We start from the raw sequence: 18,518 nt of genomic DNA on the forward strand, positions 1-18,518 counted from the left end.
GGCAGAAATAATCCGTCCTATTATGAATTACTCAGATTTACTGGTTCACTGAAGCAATGATGCAGACGACCGGCACGACCCGCGAGGCCCGGTGGTCCGCTGCCCTGCACGCGCACCAGCGTCGCGTGACGCGCCAGCGCCTCGCCGTCCTCGCCGCCCTCGAGCAGTCGCCGCACGCCACCGCCGACGACGTCTCGACGGCGGTCCGCGCCGAGCTGCCCCAGATCACCGTCCAGTCGGTCTACGTGATCCTGGCCGATCTCACGGAGATCGGCCTCTTGCGCCGCATCGAGACACCGCACTCCCCCGCCCGCTACGAGACGCGCGTGGACGACAACCACCACCACGCGATCTGCACCGGCTGCGGACGGATCGAGGACGTCGACTGCGCCGTCGGGCACGCCCCGTGCCTCACACCCGAATGGTCCCCCGGCGCGTCGCGCATGACCATCCAGATCGCCGAGGTCCTCTACCAGGGCCTGTGCGACGACTGCCGTCCGGCAGCACCAGACCACCACCGATCCCCCCACCAGGAATAGGAGCACTATGTCCGCGAACTTCAGCACCACCCAGTCCGGCGCCCCCGTCATCGACGACAGCAACTCGTCCGCCCTCGGCCGCGACGGCGCCATCCCGCTGACCGACCATTACCTCATCGAGAAGCTGGCCCAGTTCAACCGCGAGCGCGTCCCCGAGCGTGTGGTCCACGCCAAGGGCGGCGGGGCGTTCGGTGTCTTCGAGACCACCGAGGACGTCAGCATGTACACGCGCGCCGCACTCTTCCAGAAGGGCGCGACGACCGAGACCCTCCTGCGCTTCTCCTCCGTGGCCGGCGAGCAGGGCTCACCGGACACCTGGCGGGACCCGCGCGGCTTCGCCCTGAAGTTCTACACCTCCGAGGGCAACTACGACCTCGTGGGCAACAACACCCCGGTGTTCTTCATCCGCGACGGCATCAAGTTCCCCGACTTCATCCACTCGCAGAAGCGCCTGCCCGGCACCAACCTGCGCGACGCCGACATGCAGTGGGACTTCTGGACCCTCAGCCCCGAATCAGCGCACCAGGTGACCTGGCTGATGGGCGATCGCGGCCTGCCGAACTCGTGGCGCACCATGAACGGTTACGGCTCGCACACCTACATGTGGATCAACGAGCTGAACGAGAAGTTCTGGGTCAAGTACCACTTCAAGTCCAATCAGGGCCACGAGGTGCTGAGCGTCGACGAGGCCGAGGCGCTCGCCGGGTCGGACGCCGACCACCACCTGCGCGACCTCTCGGAGAACATCGCCAGGGGCAACCACCCGAGCTGGGACCTCAAGGTCCAGATCATGCCGTACGACGACGCCAAGACGTACCGCTTCAACCCCTTCGACCTCACGAAGGTGTGGCCGCAGGGTGACTACCCCCTGATCCCGGTCGGCAGGCTCACGCTGAACCGCAACCCGGAGAACTACTTCGCGCAGATCGAGCAGGCCACGTTCGCGCCGTCGAACTTCGTGCCCGGCATCGCCGCGAGCCCGGACCGCATGCTGCAGGCGCGCATCTTCTCCTACGCCGACGCGCACCGCTACCGCGTGGGCACCAACCACGCGCAGCTGCCCGTGAACATGCCGAAGAACGAGGTGCGCAACTACTCGAAGGACGGCGCGGCGCGCTACCACTTCAACACGGCCTCCACCCCGGTCTACGCACCGAACTCGGTCGGGGGGCCCGCCGCCGATCCGGCGCAGTACGGTGCGCACGGCGGCTGGGAGAACGACGGCGACCTCGTCCGCGCAGCACACTCGCTGCACGCCGAGGACGACGACTTCGGCCAGGCCGGGACGCTCTACCGCGAGGTGTTCGACGACGCCCAGCGCGCCCGCTTCCTGGAAACCATCACCGGGGCCGTCGGCGGCGTCCAGAGCGACGAGATCCGCGCGCGGGCCGTCCAGTACTGGGCCAACGTCGACGCCGAGCTCGGGGCGAAGCTCGCCGCGAACCTCGGCAGCGGCGAGACGCCCGCCACCGAGTCGGAAGCCGCGCTCTACTAGGCACTCCGGCAGGACCCGAGGAGGGCGGACCCATACGGGTCCGCCCTCCTTCTGCGTTCCCGGGGTCACGCACGGGCCAGGAGCCCGAGCGAGACCTCCCACAGCCTCCGGACTGGCCGTAGGCCTGCCCGGCGTCGTACGGGCGGCGGTCGAAGAACAGGTCGTCGTAGACGATGTCGGAGTTCCCGTGACCACCCGAGCTCACGGACACGACGCGCACCGCCGGCTGCCGCGAGGGCGGGGTGGAGTCCCGCGGCGAGGGCGAGGTGGCCCGGGTGGTTCGTGGCGAACTGCAGCTCCCACCCGTGCGGCGTCCCGGCGCTGGTCCTCGGCCGGCGCGGTGACGTGCTGGCCACCAACGCACTGCTCGCTGCGGTGCTCACCGGCCTGCGGCCGTCCTCGTCCTCCCCCCGGTTCATGGTCTTCGACCCGCTGGCCCGTGAGCGCATCGCCAACTGGGAGCGGGCCTCCGCCGCGTGGTCGAACGCGTCCTCCCATGATGATCACCCGGGCCGTCCGAGCACGCTCCCGTCTGGCCGCCCGCCGTCGTTCTCTCCTAGGCTGGGACGATGCCGCCACTGCCCTGCGCCGAACTGCACCTGCACATCGAGGGGACCCTCGAACCCGAGCTCATCTTCGCGCTCGCCGCACGGAACGGGATCACCCTCCCCTACTCCGACCCCGCTGACCTCGCCGCGCGGTACGCGTTCACGGACCTGCAGTCCTTCCTCGACCTCTACTACGCGAACATGGACGTGCTCCGCACGGAGGAGGACTTCGCGGACATGACGCGGGCGTACCTGCGGCGGGCCGCCGCAGCCGGAGTCCGCCACGCCGAGATCATGATGGATCCGCAGGCGCACCTGGCGCGCGGCGTGCCCCTCGAGACGTGCATCAACGGGGTGGTGGCCGCCCTGTCCACGAGCGAGGCCGACGCCGGCATCAGCACCTCCCTCATCGCCGCCTTCCTGAGGGACCGTCCCCCGGCGGAGGCGCTCGCCGTCCTGCACGATCTCCTCGCGATGGACGCCCCGATCATCGGGATCGGCCTGGACTCGGCGGAGGTGGGCTACCCGCCGTCGCTCTTCCGCGAGGTGTACGACGTCGCGCGGGCCGCAGGCCTGAAGTGCGTCGCGCACGCCGGCGAGGAGGGCCCACCCGCCTACGTCTGGGAGGCGCTCGACCTGCTCGGGGCCGACCGGATCGACCACGGGATCCGGTGCCTGGAGGACGCGGCGCTCGTCGAGCGGCTCGTCGCGGACCAGGTCCCGCTGACGGTCTGCCCGCTCTCGAACGTCCGGCTGCGGGCCGTCGACGCCATCGGCGACCATCCACTGCCCCACATGCTGGCCCGGGGCCTGAACGTCTCCGTGCATTCGGACGACCCCGCATACTTCGGCGGCTACCTCGATGACAACGTGGCGGCCCTCGTGGACGCGTTCGGCCTAAGCGTCGACGACCGCGCGCGGCTGGCGGCGAATTCGGTCCGGTCGGCGTTCGTCGGGGAGGGACGGCGCCGGCAGCTGCTGGCGGAGATCGAGGACTGGCGGATCGCCGCGGCGTCCTAGGGCTCCGCGCACGGCGTCCAGGAGACGACGCACCGGCCCGCCCCGGCCGCTAGGGCCGAGAGATGAAGCCGTTGTCCACCATGAAGTCGAAGGCGACGTCGGCGGGTTCCTCACCCTCGACGTCGACGCGGAGGTTCATGGTGCGCAGCGCCTCGTCCGTGAGGGCCGGCGTGATCGCCGCGAACACGTCCCGGAGCTCCGGGAACTGCTCGAGCGTCTCCGCGTAGTAGACGGGCGCGGCGTTGTAGGCCGGGAAGAAGCCGAGATCGTCCTCGAGGAGGGTCAGGTCCAGGGCCTCGATGCGCCCGTCCGTCGCGAAGACCTCCCCGAAATTGCAGGCGCCGGTGTCGGTCGCCCCGTAGATGGCGCCGGTGTCGTAGATGCCGATGTTCGCGTCGGGGACACCGGTTGCCGCTCCGCGTTCCAGACCGTAGTGCTGCAGCATGAGCGTCATCCCGTCGGCGCGCGAGTTGAACTCCGCCTCCACGCAGAACGTCCGCTCCTCGGGGGGCAACTGGGCCAGTCCCGACATGGTGGTGATGCCGCCCAGCTCCGGGATCGCCTCCGTCCGCACGGCCATGGCGTACGTGTTGTTCAGGGGTGCCGGCTCCCCCCACACGAGCCCGTTGGGCAGGTCGGCGTCCCGGACCGCCGTCCACTGCTCCTGCTGGTCCGCGATACCGGCGTCCCTGCCCAGGAACGCGAGCCACGCCGTCCCGGTGTACTCCCAGGTGAGGTCGGCCTCGCCCGAGACGATGAGGTCGCGGACGGGCTGCGAGCCCGGAGCGTTGGTCAGGTCCGTCACGTCGAATCCTGCGGCGTCGGCCGCCAGGACGGAGATCTTCCCGAGGATCAGCTGCTCGGTGAAGTTCTTGGACGTCACGGTGAGAGGTGCGCCGTCGGCGCCGTCGACGGGCTGGATGGAGCCCGGGCCGGCGTCCGGCACGTAGGAGGTGGCAGGCTGCAGCCCGCACCCGGCCAGGAGGAGCCCCACGGCGGCGACGCCGGTGAGCGCGACGGCGGTGCGGGCCCGACGGCCCGGCGTACCGGGATGCCGGCTCATGAGAGTCCCTTCGGGCGGGCGAGGAGTTCGACGACGCGCCCCACCCAGTCCACGAGCAGCGCCAGGAGGGCCACGATCACGGCACCGGCGATCAGGACCCGCGACAGGTTGAGGTTGACGCCCGTGGTGATGAGGATCCCGAGACCGCCACCGTTGATGAAGGTGGACAGCGCGGCTGTCCCGACGAGCAGCACCAGCGCCGTCCGGATACCCGCGAGCATGATGGGCACCGCGAGGGGGAGCTCGACGCGGAGGAGGACCGCTGCGGCGCTCATGCCCATCCCGCGGCCCGCCTCGACGAGCCGGGCGTCCACCTGGCCGATGCCGACCATGGTGTTCCGCAGGACCGGCAGGAGCGCGTACACCACGAGGGCCGTCACGGCGGCACGGAAGCCGAAGCCGAGCCAGGCGGCGAGCAGCACCACGAGGCCGATGGCGGGCGCCGACTGACCGACGTTCACCACCGCGAGGACGGGCCCGGCCAGCCGCCGGAACGGCTTCCGGGTCAGCAGGACGCCGAGCGGGATGGCGATCACGAGCACGATCGCCGCGGACAGCAGCGTCAGCGCGAGGTGCTCCCGCGTGTAGACGAGGAGTGCGGCCGGATTGAGGGTGGTCCGTTCCGTCTCCGTGAGCTCTGCGGTGAGGAGCCAGGCGGCCAGCAGGCCGCCGGCGAGAAGGATTCCGGCCAGCTGGAGGATCAGCGGACGCCAGCCGCGGGCAGTACTGACGGTCAGGGGGTCGGCCGCCCCCTGCGGGACGAGGGCCGTGGCGGCACCCGCCGTCGGACCGGCGAGGGCCGTGCCGACGCCGGCGTGCTCACTCACCCGCGGTACCCCTGCCCGCGGATCGCAGTGCGGCGGGCTCGTCGCGGGACCCGTCACCGGTTCCGGGGAGGGCGGTGAGCGCTCCGGTGTTGATGCCGACCGGTCTGCCCTCGGCGTGGGAGGTGCGTGCCCGGGCGTGCGCCTGGCTCATGGCCACCATGATCGTCTCGACGTCGACGACCCCGCTGAAGCTGTCCCGTCCGCCGGTGACCAGCGCCGCCCCGACGCTGGAGACGAGCATGATGTCCAACGCGTCGTTCAGGGTGGCGCGCTCGCCGATGACGGGCAGTCGGGGATCGGAGTCCCCGCCGATCCGCTCGAGCCGGGCGAGCTGCCGGCGTGACAGCCACTGCAGTGGCCGGTTGCGGCCGTCGATGATGACCGCGTGGTCGTGGCCCTCCTGGTCGAGACGCGAGAGGACGTCGGACGCGAGATCGCCCGGCGACGCCGTCACGGCGGACTGCAGGGCTACCTCGTTCACACGCGTCAGGGTCAGCTGCTTCAGGCCGGCACCCGCGCCGATGAAGTTCTCGACGAATTCGTTGGCGGGCTCGGCAAGGATCCGCTCCGGGGTGTCGTACTGCACCAGCTGCGCACCCTCCGTGAAGATGGCGATCCAGTCCCCGAGCTTCACCGCTTCGTCGAAGTCGTGGGTGACGCAGACGATCGTCTTCTGGAGCTCCTTCTGGATGCTGATGAGCTCGTCCTGCAGTCGCACCCGGGTGATGGGGTCCACGGCGCCGAAGGGCTCGTCCATGAGCAGCACGGGCGGGTCCGCCGCGAGCGCCCGTGCGACGCCCACCCGCTGCTGCTGCCCGCCGGAGAGCTCCCGCGGGAACCTGTTCCGGTACTGCTCCGGGTCGAGGGAGACGAGTTCGAGGAGTTCGTCGACGCGGGCGGCGACGCGCTCCTTGCTCCAGCCGAGCATCTTCGGGACGATCGCGATGTTCGTCGCGACGGTCATGTGCGGGAAGAGGCCGCCGGCCTGGATGACGTAACCGATGCGGCGGCGCAGGGCATCGCCGTCGATCGCGGTGACGTCGTCGCCGTCGAGCACGATCCGGCCCTCCGACGGCTCGATGAGGCGGTTGATCATCTTCAGGGTGGTGGTCTTGCCGCACCCGGAGGGCCCGACGAGCATGACGATCCTGCCGGCGGGGATCTCCATGGTGAGGCCGTCGACGGCCGCCTTCGCCTGCCCGGGATAGCGCTTGCTGACCTTGTCCAGCAGGATGCTCGCACCGGTGACGTCGGCCCTGCGGCCCGGGGCCGCCTGGGAGGCGGGGATGTTGTCAGACACGGATACCTCGCGGGATCGTGAGCCGGCCGAGGCCGACCAGAAGGAGATCGAGCACCACGGCCAGGATGATCACGGCGATGATCCCGGTGGCGACGGATTCGAGGGCGTTGGCCCCGCCGAGCCGGGCGAGGCCCGTGAAGATGAAGCCGCCGAGGCCCGGCCCGAGCACGTACGCGGTGATCGCGGCGATGCCCATGATCATCTGCGCCGACACCCGGACGCCGGCCAGGATGACGGGCCACGCCATGGGCAGCTCGATCCGGCGGAAGGTCTGGAGGCGGCTGAGGCCCACTCCCCTGGCTGATTCGACGATGGAGCGGTCCACGCTGGTCAGGCCGACGACGGCGTTGCGCAGGATCGGCAGGACCGCGAAGAACACCACCACGATGACGGCCGGCAGGACGCCGAAGCCGAACGGGGCGATGAGGAGGCCCACGAGGGCGAAGGCCGGGACGGTCAGGCCGATCGCGGAGACGCTGTTCGCGACGGCGGTGAGACCCGGGCTGCGGTAGACGAGCGCCGCGATGGCGATGGCCAGGACGGTCGCGATCAGCAGGCACTGGACCACGAGTGAGAAGTGCTGCCAGCCGGCGAACAGGATCTGGTCGAGCCTGCTGCCCACGTAGTCGACCATGCCCATCTCCTACCCGCGGCGTGGCCGCATCCGGGTCCAGCGCATAGCGCACCCCGAAGGTGGAACCACAAGCCAGCTGTTTTTCAACCGTACCGGAGATCGGGAGCCGAGGGTGAGGAACTTCGACGCCCGGTCGGGCGCCGAGTATGACGCGGCATCCCTGTGCTTTCGTTCACATCAGGGGCCGCCCCTGCCTCCGGCCTCGAATGCCGGTGATAGCTTGCCGCCATGGACACCACAGCAACCCGCGCCCCGACCCGCGCCCCGGACACTGCCGATGCCATCGTCCGGCACTCGGTGGCGGAGGACATCCTGGGGATGGTCACGGGCACCTTCACGGTGTCCCTCGGCCTGTTCCTGCTCACGACGAGCGGCGCCGTCACCGGCGGGACGGCGGGCCTCGCCCTCCTGCTGAGCTATGCGGGCGGATTGTCCTTCGGCGTCCTGTTCTTCGCCGTGAACGTCCCGTTCTTCGCCCTCGCCGTGTGGAAGAAGGGCTGGGACTTCACGTTACGCACCATCGTGGCCGTCGCCCTCGTCGCGGGCCTGTCCGCCCTGCACCCGCTGGCGCTCGGCGGCCTCACCCCCCATCCCCTGTACGCGGCGCTCGGCGGCAACCTGCTGGCGGGCGTGGGACTGCTGATCCTCTTCCGCCACAGGGCGAGCCTCGGCGGCTTCAACATCCTCGCCCTCATCCTGCAGGAACGCCTCGGCTGGCGCGCCGGGTACGTGCAGATGGCCCTCGACACCACCGTCATCCTCGCCGCGTTCACCGTCGTCGAACCTCCGAGCGTCCTGCTGTCCGCCGTCGGCGCCGTGGTGCTGAACCTCGTCGTGGCGCTGAACCACAGGCCCGGGCGCTACCTCGGCGCCTGACGCAACCTCAGACGGAGACCGGCACGGCCTCCTTCTCCTTCTCGTCGCGCAGGAGCCGGGCCCCTTCGACGTCGACGTCGGGGAGGATCCTCCCCAGCCACGCGGGGAGCCACCAGGCACGGCGGCCCAGCAGGTACATGGCCGCCGGCACCAGGGTCATGCGGACCACGAAGGCGTCCAGCAGCACGCCGAAGGCGAGGCCGAAACCGATCGGGCGCACCATCGCCAGGTGGGAGAACACGAAGCCGGCGAACACGGAGACCATGATGATCGCCGCGGCCGTCACCACCCGGGCGCCGTGGCTGAAGCCGATCCGCACCGCGGCCTTCGGGTCGTCCCCATGGACGTAGGCCTCCCGCATCCCGGACACCAGGAACATCTGGTAGTCCATCGCGAGGCCGAAGAGCACGCCGATGAGGATGATGGGCAGGAAGCTCAGGATCGGCCCGGGGTTCGTGACGCCGAAGACGTCACCCAGCCAGCCCCACTGGTAGATGGCCACCGTGGCGCCGAAGCTGGCCAGCAGGGAGAGCAGGAAGCCGGCCGTCGCGATGATGGGCACGAGGATGGAGCGGAAGACGAGCAGGAGCAGGAGCAGGGACAATCCGACCACGATGGCGAGGTAGACCGGCAGGGCCTCCATGAGCTTGGCGGAGACGTCGATGTTCGCGGCGGTCTGACCGGTCACGGCGATCGGGACGCCTGTCTGCTCCTCGAACTCGTCGGTCGCGGCGCGAAGATCGCGGACGAGGTTCTCGGTGGCCTCGCTGGCCGGCCCTTCCTCGGGGATGACCTGGAAGATCGCGGTGCGGCCGTCCTCGCTGACCGTCGCGGGAACGGACGCGGCGACGCCGGGTACGTCCCGCAGGCGGTCGTTGACGTCGAGCCGGAGGGCGGTGAGTCCCGCTTCGTCGGCGGTCTCGGGGAGGGAGCCGACGACGATGAGCGGACCGTTGGTCCCGGCGCCGAACCTGTCGCCGATGGTGCTGTACGCCTTGAACGCCGTGGAATCGGCGGGCTCCGTGCCGCCGTCGGGAAGCCCGACGCGCAGCTGGGCCGCAGGGACGGCGATCACGCCCAGCAGGACCACTCCGGCGAGGACCGTCAGGACGGGCTTCCGCGTGACGAGGCCGCCCCAGCCCGCGCCCCTCGCCGCGCGCTGGTCCGCCAGGGCGGTGCTGTCCTCGGAGTCCAGCGGGGCGGCGGCGGAGTGCTTGTGGCCGGCGGCCTTCGCCCAGCGGCGCTTCGAGATCACGCGGCGCCCCATCAGCGCGAGGAGCGCCGGGGTGAGCGTGAGGGCCACGAGGACGGACACCGCGACAGTGCCCGCGGCGGAGAGACCCATGACGGTCAGGAACGGCAGCCCCGGGACGGCGAGCGCGGCGAGGGCCACGATGACGGTGATGCCCGCGAAGAGGACGGCGTTCCCGGCGGTGCCGGTGGCCCGCGCGATGGATTCCTGCACGTCCATGCCGTGGAGCAGCTGCGTCCGGTGCCGGTTCACGATGAAGAGGCAGTAGTCGATGCCGACGGCGAGGCCGAGCATGAGGGCGAGGACCGGGGAGATGCTGTTCATCTCGACGATCCCCGACAGTGCGAACGTGATCCCCACACCCACGCCGACACCGACGATGGCCATGAGGAGCGGAAGTCCGGCGGCGATCAGGGTGCCCAGCATCAGGATGAGGACGACGGCGGCCACGGCCAGGCCGAGGGCCTCCGTGGCCCCGACGATGCCGGAGACGTCCTCGACGATCTCCTTGCTGTACTCGACCGTCACTCCCGCCGACTCCGCCTCGGCAGCCTTCTCCTGCACCATCGAGCGCAGTTCCGGGGAGACCGCGTTGATCTGCTGGTCGAACTGCACGCTGGCGACGCCCGTGGAGCCGTCCTCGGACACCAGCCTCACCCCGGAGGTGGCGTCGAGTTGCCGCTGCGCGAGCTCGAGTTCGGCGCGCCCGGAGTCGAGCTGCTCCCGCCCGGATTCCAGTTCGGTGCGGCTCGCGTCCAGCTTCGCCTGGCCCTGCTCGAGCTGCTGGGCGGTGGCCGTGGCCTGCGCTGCCGGGAGCTGCGCCCGGGCCTGCTCGAACTGGGCGCGCTGCTGGTCGAGCTGCTGCTGGCCCTGCGCGAGCTGGTCCTCTCCGGAGTCCAGCTGCTGCTCGCTGGCGTCGAGCTTCGCGCGGCCCGCCTCGAGCTCCTCGCCGCCGGACGCCACCTGGTCGGCGACGTCGAAGGGATCGATGACACTGCGCACGCCGTCGAGCGCCGCGATGTCGGCCAGGGCCGACTGCACGCCCGCCCGCTGCTCGGGCGAGAACGCCGCGCCGCCGTCGGCGGTGAAGACCACGGTGCCCGTGCCGCCGACCGCCTCCGGCAGTTCCTCCCGCAGCCGGTCGGAGATCCGCTGGGACTCCGTCCCGGGGATCGTGAAGTTGTTCGTGAGCGTCCCGGAGAACGCGACGGCGGCCCCGCCGACCGCGAGCATGATGGCGAGCCACGCGGAGACGACCCACCACCGCCTCCGGAACGCGAACGAGCCGAGCCGGTACAGGAGAAAAGCCATGGAGGAGTCCTAGCAGGAAGGGAGCGGACGGGGGAAGGACACGGATCAGGACCCGGGGACGGACACAGGAGGGTGGATGGCGCCGGGGGAGAACCCGTCGCGCAGCATGGTCAGGGCCGCGAGGATGCGCCCCTCGAGCTCCTGCCCCGGTTCGCCGGCGGACTCGGGCGTCATGGCGGCCCAGTCGCGCATTGCGGCCTTGGTGCAGGAGAGCACGCTTCCGACGAGTGCCGTGAGGTAGAGCTCGGAGGCATCCGCGCCGAGGCGTGAACGCAGTCCCTCGACGATCCGCACCTCCGCCCGCTCCCAGGAGTGCAACTGCGCCCGCAGGAGATCAGGGTTGGTGTCCGCCATGCGGAAAAGGGCGCCGTGCTGGGAGAGGCCCTCCATGCGGGTGGTCTCCGTGAACGCGCGGATGATGGAGTCGAAGAGGGGTTCGTCCTGCGGCATGCGCCCGAACACTTCCAGCGCCAGTTCGAGGAAGCCGTCGGTGCGGACGGTCAGGGCGTCCTCGGCGCTGTGGAAGTAGTTGAAGAACGTGCGGCGGGAGACACCGGCGCGACCGGCGATCTGGTCCACGGTGAACGAGCCCGGCCCTACGGACAGCGCGAGGTCGAAGGCCGCATCCGCGATCGCCCGGCGTGTGTCGATCTTGTTCTGCTCGCGGCGGCCAACGGGCGCTGCGGTCTCGGTGGGGTCCAGCACGCCCCCAGCGTAGGCGAATTGTTGCACAGCGTGCAACAAGGCGTCAGGAGGGGGTTCCGCGCGCCCGGGCGCACCCTGACCGAAGCGCCCCGAGGGTTCACCGGGCGATGTACTATCGGGGCATGGGCCACCACCACTCCCCCACGAGCACCGACAGGCGCGGCCCACTGGCCGGCGCCCTTTCGATCACGCTCGGCGTCTTCGTCCTCCAGCTCGTCGGGGCGCTGTGGACCGGGAGCCTGGCGCTCCTCTTCGACTCCGTGCACGTCCTGACGGACGCCGCCGGCCTGGCCATGGCGCTCGGCGCCGCCACGCTCTCGGTGCGGCCGACGTCGGCGCGCCGCTCGTGGGGCTTCCGCCGGGCGGAGGTCATCGCGGCCCTGCTGCAGGCCGCGTTCCTGCTCGCCGTCGGCGCCTACGTCCTGGTCGAGGGGGTTCGGCGCCTCATCACGCCGGAGGATGTCGCAGCCCCGCAGATGGTCGTCTTCGGCGTCGTCGGCCTCATCGGCAATCTCGCCGCTCTCGGGCTGCTGGCACGCCACCGGACCGCCAGCTTCAACCTCCGGGCCGCGTTCCTCGAGGTGCTCAATGACGCCCTGGGGTCGGTGGCCGTCATCACGGCGGCCATCGTCATCACGCTGACGGGGTGGATGCGGGCGGACGCCGTCGTGGCCCTGCTCATCGGCGCGCTGATCATCCCGCGGACCCTTAAACTGCTGCGCGAGACGATCGACGTCCTGCTCGAGTCGACCCCCGCGGGCATCGACCTCGAGGAGGTCCGCACGCACATCGCGCGCCTGCCCCATGTCCGCGACGTCCACGACCTGCACATCACGCAGATCGCCACGGGCCTGCCCGTCCTCACCGCGCACATCGCGGTCGACGACGACTGCTACCGGGACGGCTCCGCGCACGCCGTGCTCGACCAGCTCCAGGAGTGCGTGGGCCAGCACTTCGACGTCAGCATCGACCACTGCACCTTCCAGATCGAGCCGCTCGGGCACATGCGCCATGAGACGGAGCTGATGCACTGATGCTGAAGACCCTGACGTCGACGTCGGTCCTGGAGCGCGTCGGCACTGCCCTGTCCGATCCGACGCGCGTGCGGATCCTCGTGGCGCTCCGCGATGCTCCCGCCTACCCCAGCGAACTGGCCGGGCTGCTCGGTGTCAGCCGCCAGAGCCTCTCCAACCACCTCTCGTGCCTGCGGGGCTGCGGCCTGGTCGTGTCGGTGCCGGAGGGTCGGCGCTCCCGCTACGAACTCGTGGACCCGAAGCTCGGGCACGCACTCACGGATCTCCTCGGGATCGTCCTCGCCGTGGACCCCGGTCACGACGGCCACCCCTGACGCAGGACACCGTGGGGCACGGAGAGGGCCCGGCGCACCGCGCCGGGCCCTGTCCGTCAGCTCTGGCTCATCAGCCGGGAACGGATGAGGAACCTCTTGCCCTCGGGGGCCTCCACGGAGAAGCCGCTCCCCCGGCCCTGGACCACGTCGACCGTCAGGTGCGTGTGGCGCCAGTACTCGAACTGCTCCCGCGACATCCAGAAATCGATGGGTCGCGGCTCGCCGCCCTCCGGATGGCCCCCCGTCGAGATGTCCAGGACCCCGAGGAGCACGTCCGCCTCGGCCGTGATGAACTCGCCTGCCGGGTAGCACATCGGCGAGGAGCCGTCGCAGCATCCGCCGGACTGATGGAACATCAGCGGACCGTGGATGAGCCAGAGCTTGTCCAGCAGTTCGACGGCGGCATCGGTCAGCGCCACCCGGGACGTGGTCTCGCCGGGGATGGTCACCGAGGCCTCGACGGTCACGGCATCTCCTAGAAGAATCCGAGCTTGGACTCGGAGTAGCTGACCAGCAGGTTCTTCGTCTGCTGGTAGTGATCCAGCATCATGGCGTGGTTCTCGCGGCCGATGCCGGAGGACTTGTAGCCCCCGAAAGCCGCTCCTGCCGGGTAGGCATGGTAGTTGTTCACCCACACGCGCCCGGCCTGGATCTCGCGCCCGGCACGGTAGGCAACGTTCCCGTTCCGCGACCAGACGCCCGCACCGAGGCCGTAGAGGGTGTCGTTGGCGATCTCCAGTGCCTCCGCGTAGTCGTTGAAACGCGTCACCGAGACCACGGGGCCGAAGATCTCCTCCTGGAACACCCGCATGCTGTTGGAGCCCTCGAACACGGTGGGCTTCACGTAGTACCCCTCGGCGAGGTCGCCGTCGAGCATGTTCCGTTCGCCGCCGGTGAGGATCTTCGCGCCCTCCTGGCGGCCGATGTCCATGTAGGAGAGGATCTTCTCGAGCTGGTCGTTGGAGGCCTGGGCTCCCACCTGGGTGTCGGTGTCCAACGGGTTGCCCTGCACCATCTTCTCCACGCGGGCGATCGCGTCCGCCATGAAGGAGTCGTAGATGGAGCCCTGCACGAGGGCGCGGGAGGGACAGGTGCAGACCTCGCCCTGGTTCAGGGCGAAGAGCGCGAAGCCCTCGAGCGCCTTGTCGTAGAACGCGTCGTTGCTGTCCGCGACGTCCGCGAAGAAGATGTTCGGACTCTTGCCGCCGAGCTCGAGCGTGACCGGGATCAGGTTCTGGCTCGCGTACTGGCTGATCAGTCGGCCCGTGGTCGTCTCACCGGTGAACGCGATCTTGCGGATGCGCTTGCTGGACGCGAGCGGCTTCCCGGCCTCCACGCCGAACCCGTTCACGACGTTGATGACGCCGGCCGGGAGGATGTCGCTGATCAGCTCCATCAGCACGAGGATCGACGACGGCGTCTGCTCGGCGGGCTTGAGCACGACGGCGTTGCCTGCGGCGATGGCGGGGGCGAGCTTCCAGGTGGCCATGAGGATCGGGAAGTTCCACGGGATGATCTGCCCGACGACGCCGAGCGGCTCGCGGAAGTGGTAGGCCGTCATGTCCTCGTCCAGCTGGGACAGGGCGCCCTCCTGCGCGCGGACGGCGGCGGCGAAGTACCGGAAGTGGTCGATCGCGAGGGGGATGTCTGCGGCGAGGGTCTCCCGCACGGGCTTGCCGTTGTCCCAGGTGTCCGCGACCGCGAGCATCTCGAGATTCTGCTCCATGCGGTCCGCGATGCGGTTCAGCACCTGCGCGCGGTCCGCCGCGGAGGTCCTGCCCCAGGAGGGGGCGGCCTTGTGGGCTGCGTCCAGCGCCAGTTCGATGTCCTCGGCGGTGCCACGCGCCACCTCGCAGAAGGCCTTGCCCGTCACCGGCGAGATGTTCTCGAAATACTGGCCCTTGATGGGGGGAACCCACTCACCACCGATCCAGTTCTCGTACCTCGGCTTGAAACTGACCTTCGATCCGTCCTGGCCAGGCTGGGCGTAAACAGTCATCGTCGAACTCCTTGAACTCCTTGGGTGGAGGACGTCGTCGTCCCCGATCCACAGCGTAGGAGCCCGAAGGTTGCATCAACGTTGCATGCTCGTGCCATGCGCCGCGGGTCTCCGGGCCGCGGCGTCAGCCCTCCCCGTCGGCGGGCACCGCCTCGCCCTCGGGCCGGGCGGGCGCCGGCGCAGCAGGCTCGGTTCCGGCCGGCGACGACGCAGGGTCGGGATCGGCGGGAGCGTCCGGATCGATTGGTGCGTCCGGATCGGTAGGTGCCTCCGGGTCGTCGCACGACGTAGGGGCGGGCTCGGATCCGTCACCAGGCGTCGGCTCCGTGTCCGCTCCTGTACTCGTCCCCGCTCCGTCCTTCGGGGCCTCCTCCGCCGTCGGCTGCCCTGCTGGCCGGGCTGCCGGCTGCGCAGCTGGTTCAGCAGCCGGCGGGGCCGGTGCGGCGGGCTGCGTTGCCGGATCGGCGCCGTCGCTGGTCTGCGTCGACTCCGGGTCCTCGGGTGCCGACGGATCCGTGTCGCACGAGGGATCCGGTGTCGTGGGATCAGGGGTCGGGGCGGGGGCCGGAGCAGGGACGGGCGCAGGGGTCGGTGCTGGCTTCGGTGCCGGCGCGGGAGTCGGTGCAGGCTTCGGTGCCGGCGCGGGAGTCGGTGCAGGCTTCGGTGCCGGCGCGGGAGTCGGTGCAGGCGCGGGAGTCGGTGCAGGCTTCGGCGTCGGTGCAGGCGCGGGAGTCGGCGCAGGCTTCGGCGTCGGCGCAGGCGTCGGTGCGGGCGTCGGTGCCGGCGCGGGCTTGGAATCCGACGCCGGGCCGGATGTCACGTCTCCGGGGGCGGGAGTCGAGGACGGGTTGCCTGCCGGAGGAGCCGTGTCGGGCCGATCCGTGCCGGACGGACCCGTGGAAGGAGGAGCAGGATCCGACGTGGTCGAGGACCCGGGCTTGGTGGCCGTCTTGTCGGCAACCTTGGTGACCGTCGTGGTGGCCGTCTTGTCCTTTAGCTTCGCGGAGGGCGCGGGCGTGCCCTCCGCGCCCTTCGGCGCACCCGGTGCGGCCGTCGAAGACCTGCCGGCCGACGACGCCGCGGGAATAGTGGGTCGCTTCTCCGGCGTCGGCAGCTCGCGGCCCTGTGCCGCAGCACCCGGCGATCCGGCGTCGCCGGCATCGGCGACGACACTGCCGCCCGACGGAGCGGCGTCCAGCGGGTGGTGGCCGTGCACCGGTCGGTCCGACCCCGTGGAGGACTGAGCCCACGCCGGGATGTCGGTGGCATCACTGCCACCGGGGCTGTAGTCCTTGAGGGCCCCCGGACGCTTTCCATGCGTGGTGGGCACCATCGCCCACTTCAGGGGGTCCGCGTGCTCGCCGTCGAGGATCGTCTCGAAGTGCAGGTGGCAGCCCGTCGACGATCCGGTGCTTCCGACCTCGGCGATCGGGTCGCCGCCGTTGACGGAGTCGCCCTTCTGCACGGAGATGCCCTGCAGGTGGTTGTAGCTCGTGATCAGCCCGTTCCCGTGATCGACCTCGACGCGATTGCCGCCGCCCCATGGATGCCAGCCCACGGCGCGCACGGTGCCGGCGTCCGCGGCGTACACAGGGGTGCCGCAGGCAGCAGCATAGTCCTGGCCCGCGTGGAATTCGCCCTCCTCCCCTGAGATAGGGCTGGTCCGGGTACCGAACGGAGAGCTGGGCACGAGCCCGTCGAGGGGTGCGAAGAGCGTGCCCGCCGTCGGTCGTCGCGTGGCGGTGGAGGTGACCGAGAGCTCGGAGCCGGAGTGCCCGGCACTACGGAGGGGAGACTCGCCGAGGGGCAGCCGCCCGGGAGCAGGGATGTCCAGCGGATCGATGGCGTCGAGGGGCAGCAGCAGCGACGGACCCACGATGCCCGTCGGGGACAGCCCATCGGCGCCCGACCTGACGACGGTCGAAGCCGACACCCGCCCGGGTGGCACCGAGGAGGTGGCCTCCCACGACTGCGGAACGATGCCCTGGAAGCCCGCGAAGCAGACGACGATCGCCAGGCTGGCATTCATCGTGGTCCGGGAGGTTCGCGCACTCCCGCCACGCACGACCGCGTGTCGTCCGATGTGCGCCATGAGAATCCCCCCTTAACCGTCCGCTGCGTCATGCCCGTGTGCTACGTCAGTACGCCAAGCCGGCAGGGAACGGCGCCCCCACACTCATCAGCCACCACGCCCAACGTTAACCCGGCCTCCCTCCCTTCGACGACGGATCATTGCGATTCGCTAACAAACTTTAGGAGAACTTGAGGGGGTCGCCGACGGCACCCCCAATTCGGCGTCGAGCCATTCCGCATGGGCCACGACCGCTGCCCGCCGCGGGGAGCGCGGCGGCAGCACGCGCAGGGCGAGCTGCCATGCTTCGGCGTCGTACTCCGCCTCCGCGAGCGCGAGGTACTGCAGCACGGTTTCGGGGGCGCCGTCGTTGAGGACGGCGTCGCGCAGGAGGACCGACACCTCGTCGCGCAGTCTCACGATCGCAGGGGCCTGCGACCGCGGAAGAACCGGCCCGCGATAGATGCCGAGGGCCATGCGGTGGGCGCCGCGATGCAGGTAGCTCAGCACCTGCACCGCGTCGACGACCAGCTGTCCCGGCAACCGGTAAGGACGGGACTGCGGCACCGTCGCATCCCCGTACGGCGCCAGGACCTTCCGCAGCCGCAGGATCTCCGCCCGGACGGTGGTCCCGGACGCGTCCTCCGGGTAGGCCATGGTCGCCAGCTGGTCCGCGGTGAGCCCCTCCGGGTGGAGGGCCAGGATCGTCAGCAGCTCCGCATGGCGGAGGCTCAGTTCGAGCGACGCCCCGCCCGTGTGGACCACCCCGTGGTCCATGCCCAAGATCTGCAGGCTGTTCCGGTAGAGGGCTGTCTGGGTGCGCCCCGGCCTGCGCCGCTTCGCTCGCGGCAGCCGGTCCTGCAGCCGGTGGATGCTCAGTTGTGCCTCGGCTGCGGCCACCGCGGCTTCGACGAGCGCGAGCGTGTGGGTGGCGACGGCGTCGGCGGTCCCGGTGATGTCCACGACGCCGAGCACCGTCCGGGAGTCGGGATCATGCACAGGCACCGCCGTGCAGCTCCAGGGATGGGCCTTGTGGCTGAAATGCTCGGCCCCGGCGATCTGCACGCTGCGGTCGAGGGCGAGCGACGTGCCGGGGGCGCTCGTACCGACGGTCGCTTCCGACCAGTCGGCACCGGGGACGAAGAGCATGCCCTCCGCCCGGCGCCGTAGCTCGCGGTCGCCGTCGACCCAGAGGAGCCGGCCGTTCTCGTCGCCCACCGCGACGAGCATGCCCGCTTCCAGGCTCGGCTGGACCAGGAGGCGGTCGATCACGGGCATGACGGCGGCCAGCGGGTGCCGCTGCCGGTAGGACTCGAGTTCCTCCTCCGAGCAGAACAGGCGGGCTTCCGCCTCGGCGGGATCGCGGAGGAAACCCAGCGACCTGCGCCACGATTCCCGGACGACCCCGCGGAGGTCGCCGTCGACTCCTGCACCCTGCCCCAGTGCCTCGTGCGCTGCGAAAGCTCTTCGCTGCAACGCGTCGAAGGAGAACTCGGCCTCGACAAGTGAACGGGACGGCGACATCGGCAC

Annotated in this window: 16 protein-coding genes and 1 pseudogene; 7 read left to right on the forward strand and 10 right to left on the reverse strand. The window is 70.4% G+C overall.

Annotated features, from left to right (window positions below; all coding sequences use genetic code 11):
* Nucleotides 1-56: 56 nt before the first annotated feature.
* From ACX80P_RS08985 to ACX80P_RS09000, 4 genes and pseudogenes are all read left to right on the forward strand, one after another.
* Nucleotides 57-539, forward strand: a complete 483-nt coding sequence (locus tag ACX80P_RS08985) for a Fur family transcriptional regulator (protein ID WP_459277727.1) — start codon at nt 57-59, stop codon at nt 537-539.
* A 7-nt stretch (nt 540-546) separates the two neighbouring features.
* Complete coding sequence (locus ACX80P_RS08990) at nt 547-2,034, forward strand: catalase (protein ID WP_459277728.1); 1,488 nt, start codon at nt 547-549, stop codon at nt 2,032-2,034.
* A 282-nt stretch (nt 2,035-2,316) separates the two neighbouring features.
* Nucleotides 2,317-2,499, forward strand: a pseudogene (locus ACX80P_RS08995) (MmyB family transcriptional regulator); the annotation flags it as partial.
* 104 nt (nt 2,500-2,603) lie between these two features.
* The gene (locus ACX80P_RS09000; protein ID WP_459277729.1) at nt 2,604-3,602 is read left to right on the forward strand and encodes an adenosine deaminase; all 999 of its coding nucleotides are present in this window, start codon (nt 2,604-2,606) and stop codon (nt 3,600-3,602) included.
* 49 nt (nt 3,603-3,651) lie between these two features.
* Here ACX80P_RS09000 and ACX80P_RS09005 read toward each other — a convergent pair whose 3' ends face one another.
* The 4 genes from ACX80P_RS09005 to ACX80P_RS09020 all read right to left on the reverse strand — a co-directional run bounded on the left by ACX80P_RS09005 (nt 3,652) and on the right by ACX80P_RS09020 (nt 7,426).
* On the reverse strand, nt 3,652-4,665 hold the full coding sequence (locus ACX80P_RS09005; protein ID WP_459277730.1) for a glycine betaine ABC transporter substrate-binding protein: 1,014 nt from the start codon (nt 4,663-4,665) through the stop codon (nt 3,652-3,654).
* Nucleotides 4,662-5,402, reverse strand: coding sequence for an ABC transporter permease (locus tag ACX80P_RS09010; RefSeq protein WP_459278187.1), 741 nt, complete (start codon nt 5,400-5,402; stop codon nt 4,662-4,664). Before ACX80P_RS09010 ends, ACX80P_RS09005 begins: the two co-directional genes overlap by 4 nt.
* A gap of 82 nt (nt 5,403-5,484) precedes the next feature.
* Nucleotides 5,485-6,792, reverse strand: a complete 1,308-nt coding sequence (locus tag ACX80P_RS09015; protein ID WP_459277731.1) for an ATP-binding cassette domain-containing protein — start codon at nt 6,790-6,792, stop codon at nt 5,485-5,487.
* On the reverse strand, nt 6,785-7,426 hold the full coding sequence (locus ACX80P_RS09020; RefSeq protein WP_459277732.1) for an ABC transporter permease: 642 nt from the start codon (nt 7,424-7,426) through the stop codon (nt 6,785-6,787). The genes ACX80P_RS09015 and ACX80P_RS09020 overlap by 8 nt, the downstream gene beginning before the upstream one ends.
* Before the next feature lie 228 nt (nt 7,427-7,654).
* On the opposite strand from ACX80P_RS09020, the gene ACX80P_RS09025 reads away from it, so the two are divergent.
* Nucleotides 7,655-8,302, forward strand: a complete 648-nt coding sequence (locus tag ACX80P_RS09025; RefSeq protein ID WP_459277733.1) for a YitT family protein — start codon at nt 7,655-7,657, stop codon at nt 8,300-8,302.
* 7 nt (nt 8,303-8,309) lie between these two features.
* Here ACX80P_RS09025 and ACX80P_RS09030 read toward each other — a convergent pair whose 3' ends face one another.
* Both ACX80P_RS09030 and ACX80P_RS09035 read right to left on the reverse strand, forming a co-directional pair.
* A complete protein-coding gene (locus ACX80P_RS09030) occupies nt 8,310-10,865 on the reverse strand; it encodes an MMPL family transporter (protein WP_459277734.1) in 2,556 nt (851 codons plus the stop codon).
* Nucleotides 10,866-10,910: 45 nt separating this feature from the next.
* Nucleotides 10,911-11,570, reverse strand: coding sequence for a TetR/AcrR family transcriptional regulator (locus tag ACX80P_RS09035; RefSeq protein ID WP_459277735.1), 660 nt, complete (start codon nt 11,568-11,570; stop codon nt 10,911-10,913).
* A gap of 122 nt (nt 11,571-11,692) precedes the next feature.
* Here ACX80P_RS09035 and ACX80P_RS09040 point away from each other — a divergent pair, with 122 nt between their 5' ends.
* Both ACX80P_RS09040 and ACX80P_RS09045 read left to right on the forward strand, forming a co-directional pair.
* On the forward strand, nt 11,693-12,604 hold the full coding sequence (locus ACX80P_RS09040) for a cation diffusion facilitator family transporter (protein WP_459277736.1): 912 nt from the start codon (nt 11,693-11,695) through the stop codon (nt 12,602-12,604).
* A gap of 2 nt (nt 12,605-12,606) precedes the next feature.
* The gene (locus ACX80P_RS09045) at nt 12,607-12,918 is read left to right on the forward strand and encodes an ArsR/SmtB family transcription factor (protein ID WP_459278188.1); all 312 of its coding nucleotides are present in this window, start codon (nt 12,607-12,609) and stop codon (nt 12,916-12,918) included.
* 56 nt (nt 12,919-12,974) lie between these two features.
* On the opposite strand, the gene ACX80P_RS09050 is transcribed toward ACX80P_RS09045, so the two are convergent.
* The 4 genes from ACX80P_RS09050 to ACX80P_RS09065 all read right to left on the reverse strand — a co-directional run bounded on the left by ACX80P_RS09050 (nt 12,975) and on the right by ACX80P_RS09065 (nt 18,512).
* Nucleotides 12,975-13,385, reverse strand: a complete 411-nt coding sequence (locus ACX80P_RS09050) for a DUF779 domain-containing protein (RefSeq protein ID WP_459277737.1) — start codon at nt 13,383-13,385, stop codon at nt 12,975-12,977.
* Nucleotides 13,386-13,393: 8 nt separating this feature from the next.
* Nucleotides 13,394-14,917, reverse strand: a complete 1,524-nt coding sequence (gene exaC, locus ACX80P_RS09055; protein WP_459277738.1) for an acetaldehyde dehydrogenase ExaC — start codon at nt 14,915-14,917, stop codon at nt 13,394-13,396.
* Between the two features lie 124 nt (nt 14,918-15,041).
* Nucleotides 15,042-16,946 carry a M23 family metallopeptidase gene (locus ACX80P_RS09060; RefSeq protein ID WP_459277739.1) on the reverse strand — a complete coding sequence of 635 codons (1,905 nt, stop codon included), beginning with the start codon at nt 16,944-16,946 and terminating at the stop codon, nt 15,042-15,044.
* Nucleotides 16,947-17,159: 213 nt separating this feature from the next.
* A complete protein-coding gene (locus ACX80P_RS09065; protein ID WP_459277740.1) occupies nt 17,160-18,512 on the reverse strand; it encodes an AfsR/SARP family transcriptional regulator in 1,353 nt (450 codons plus the stop codon).
* Nucleotides 18,513-18,518 lie beyond the last annotated feature (6 nt).

It is taken from the genome of Arthrobacter arabinosi, assembly GCF_054511115.1.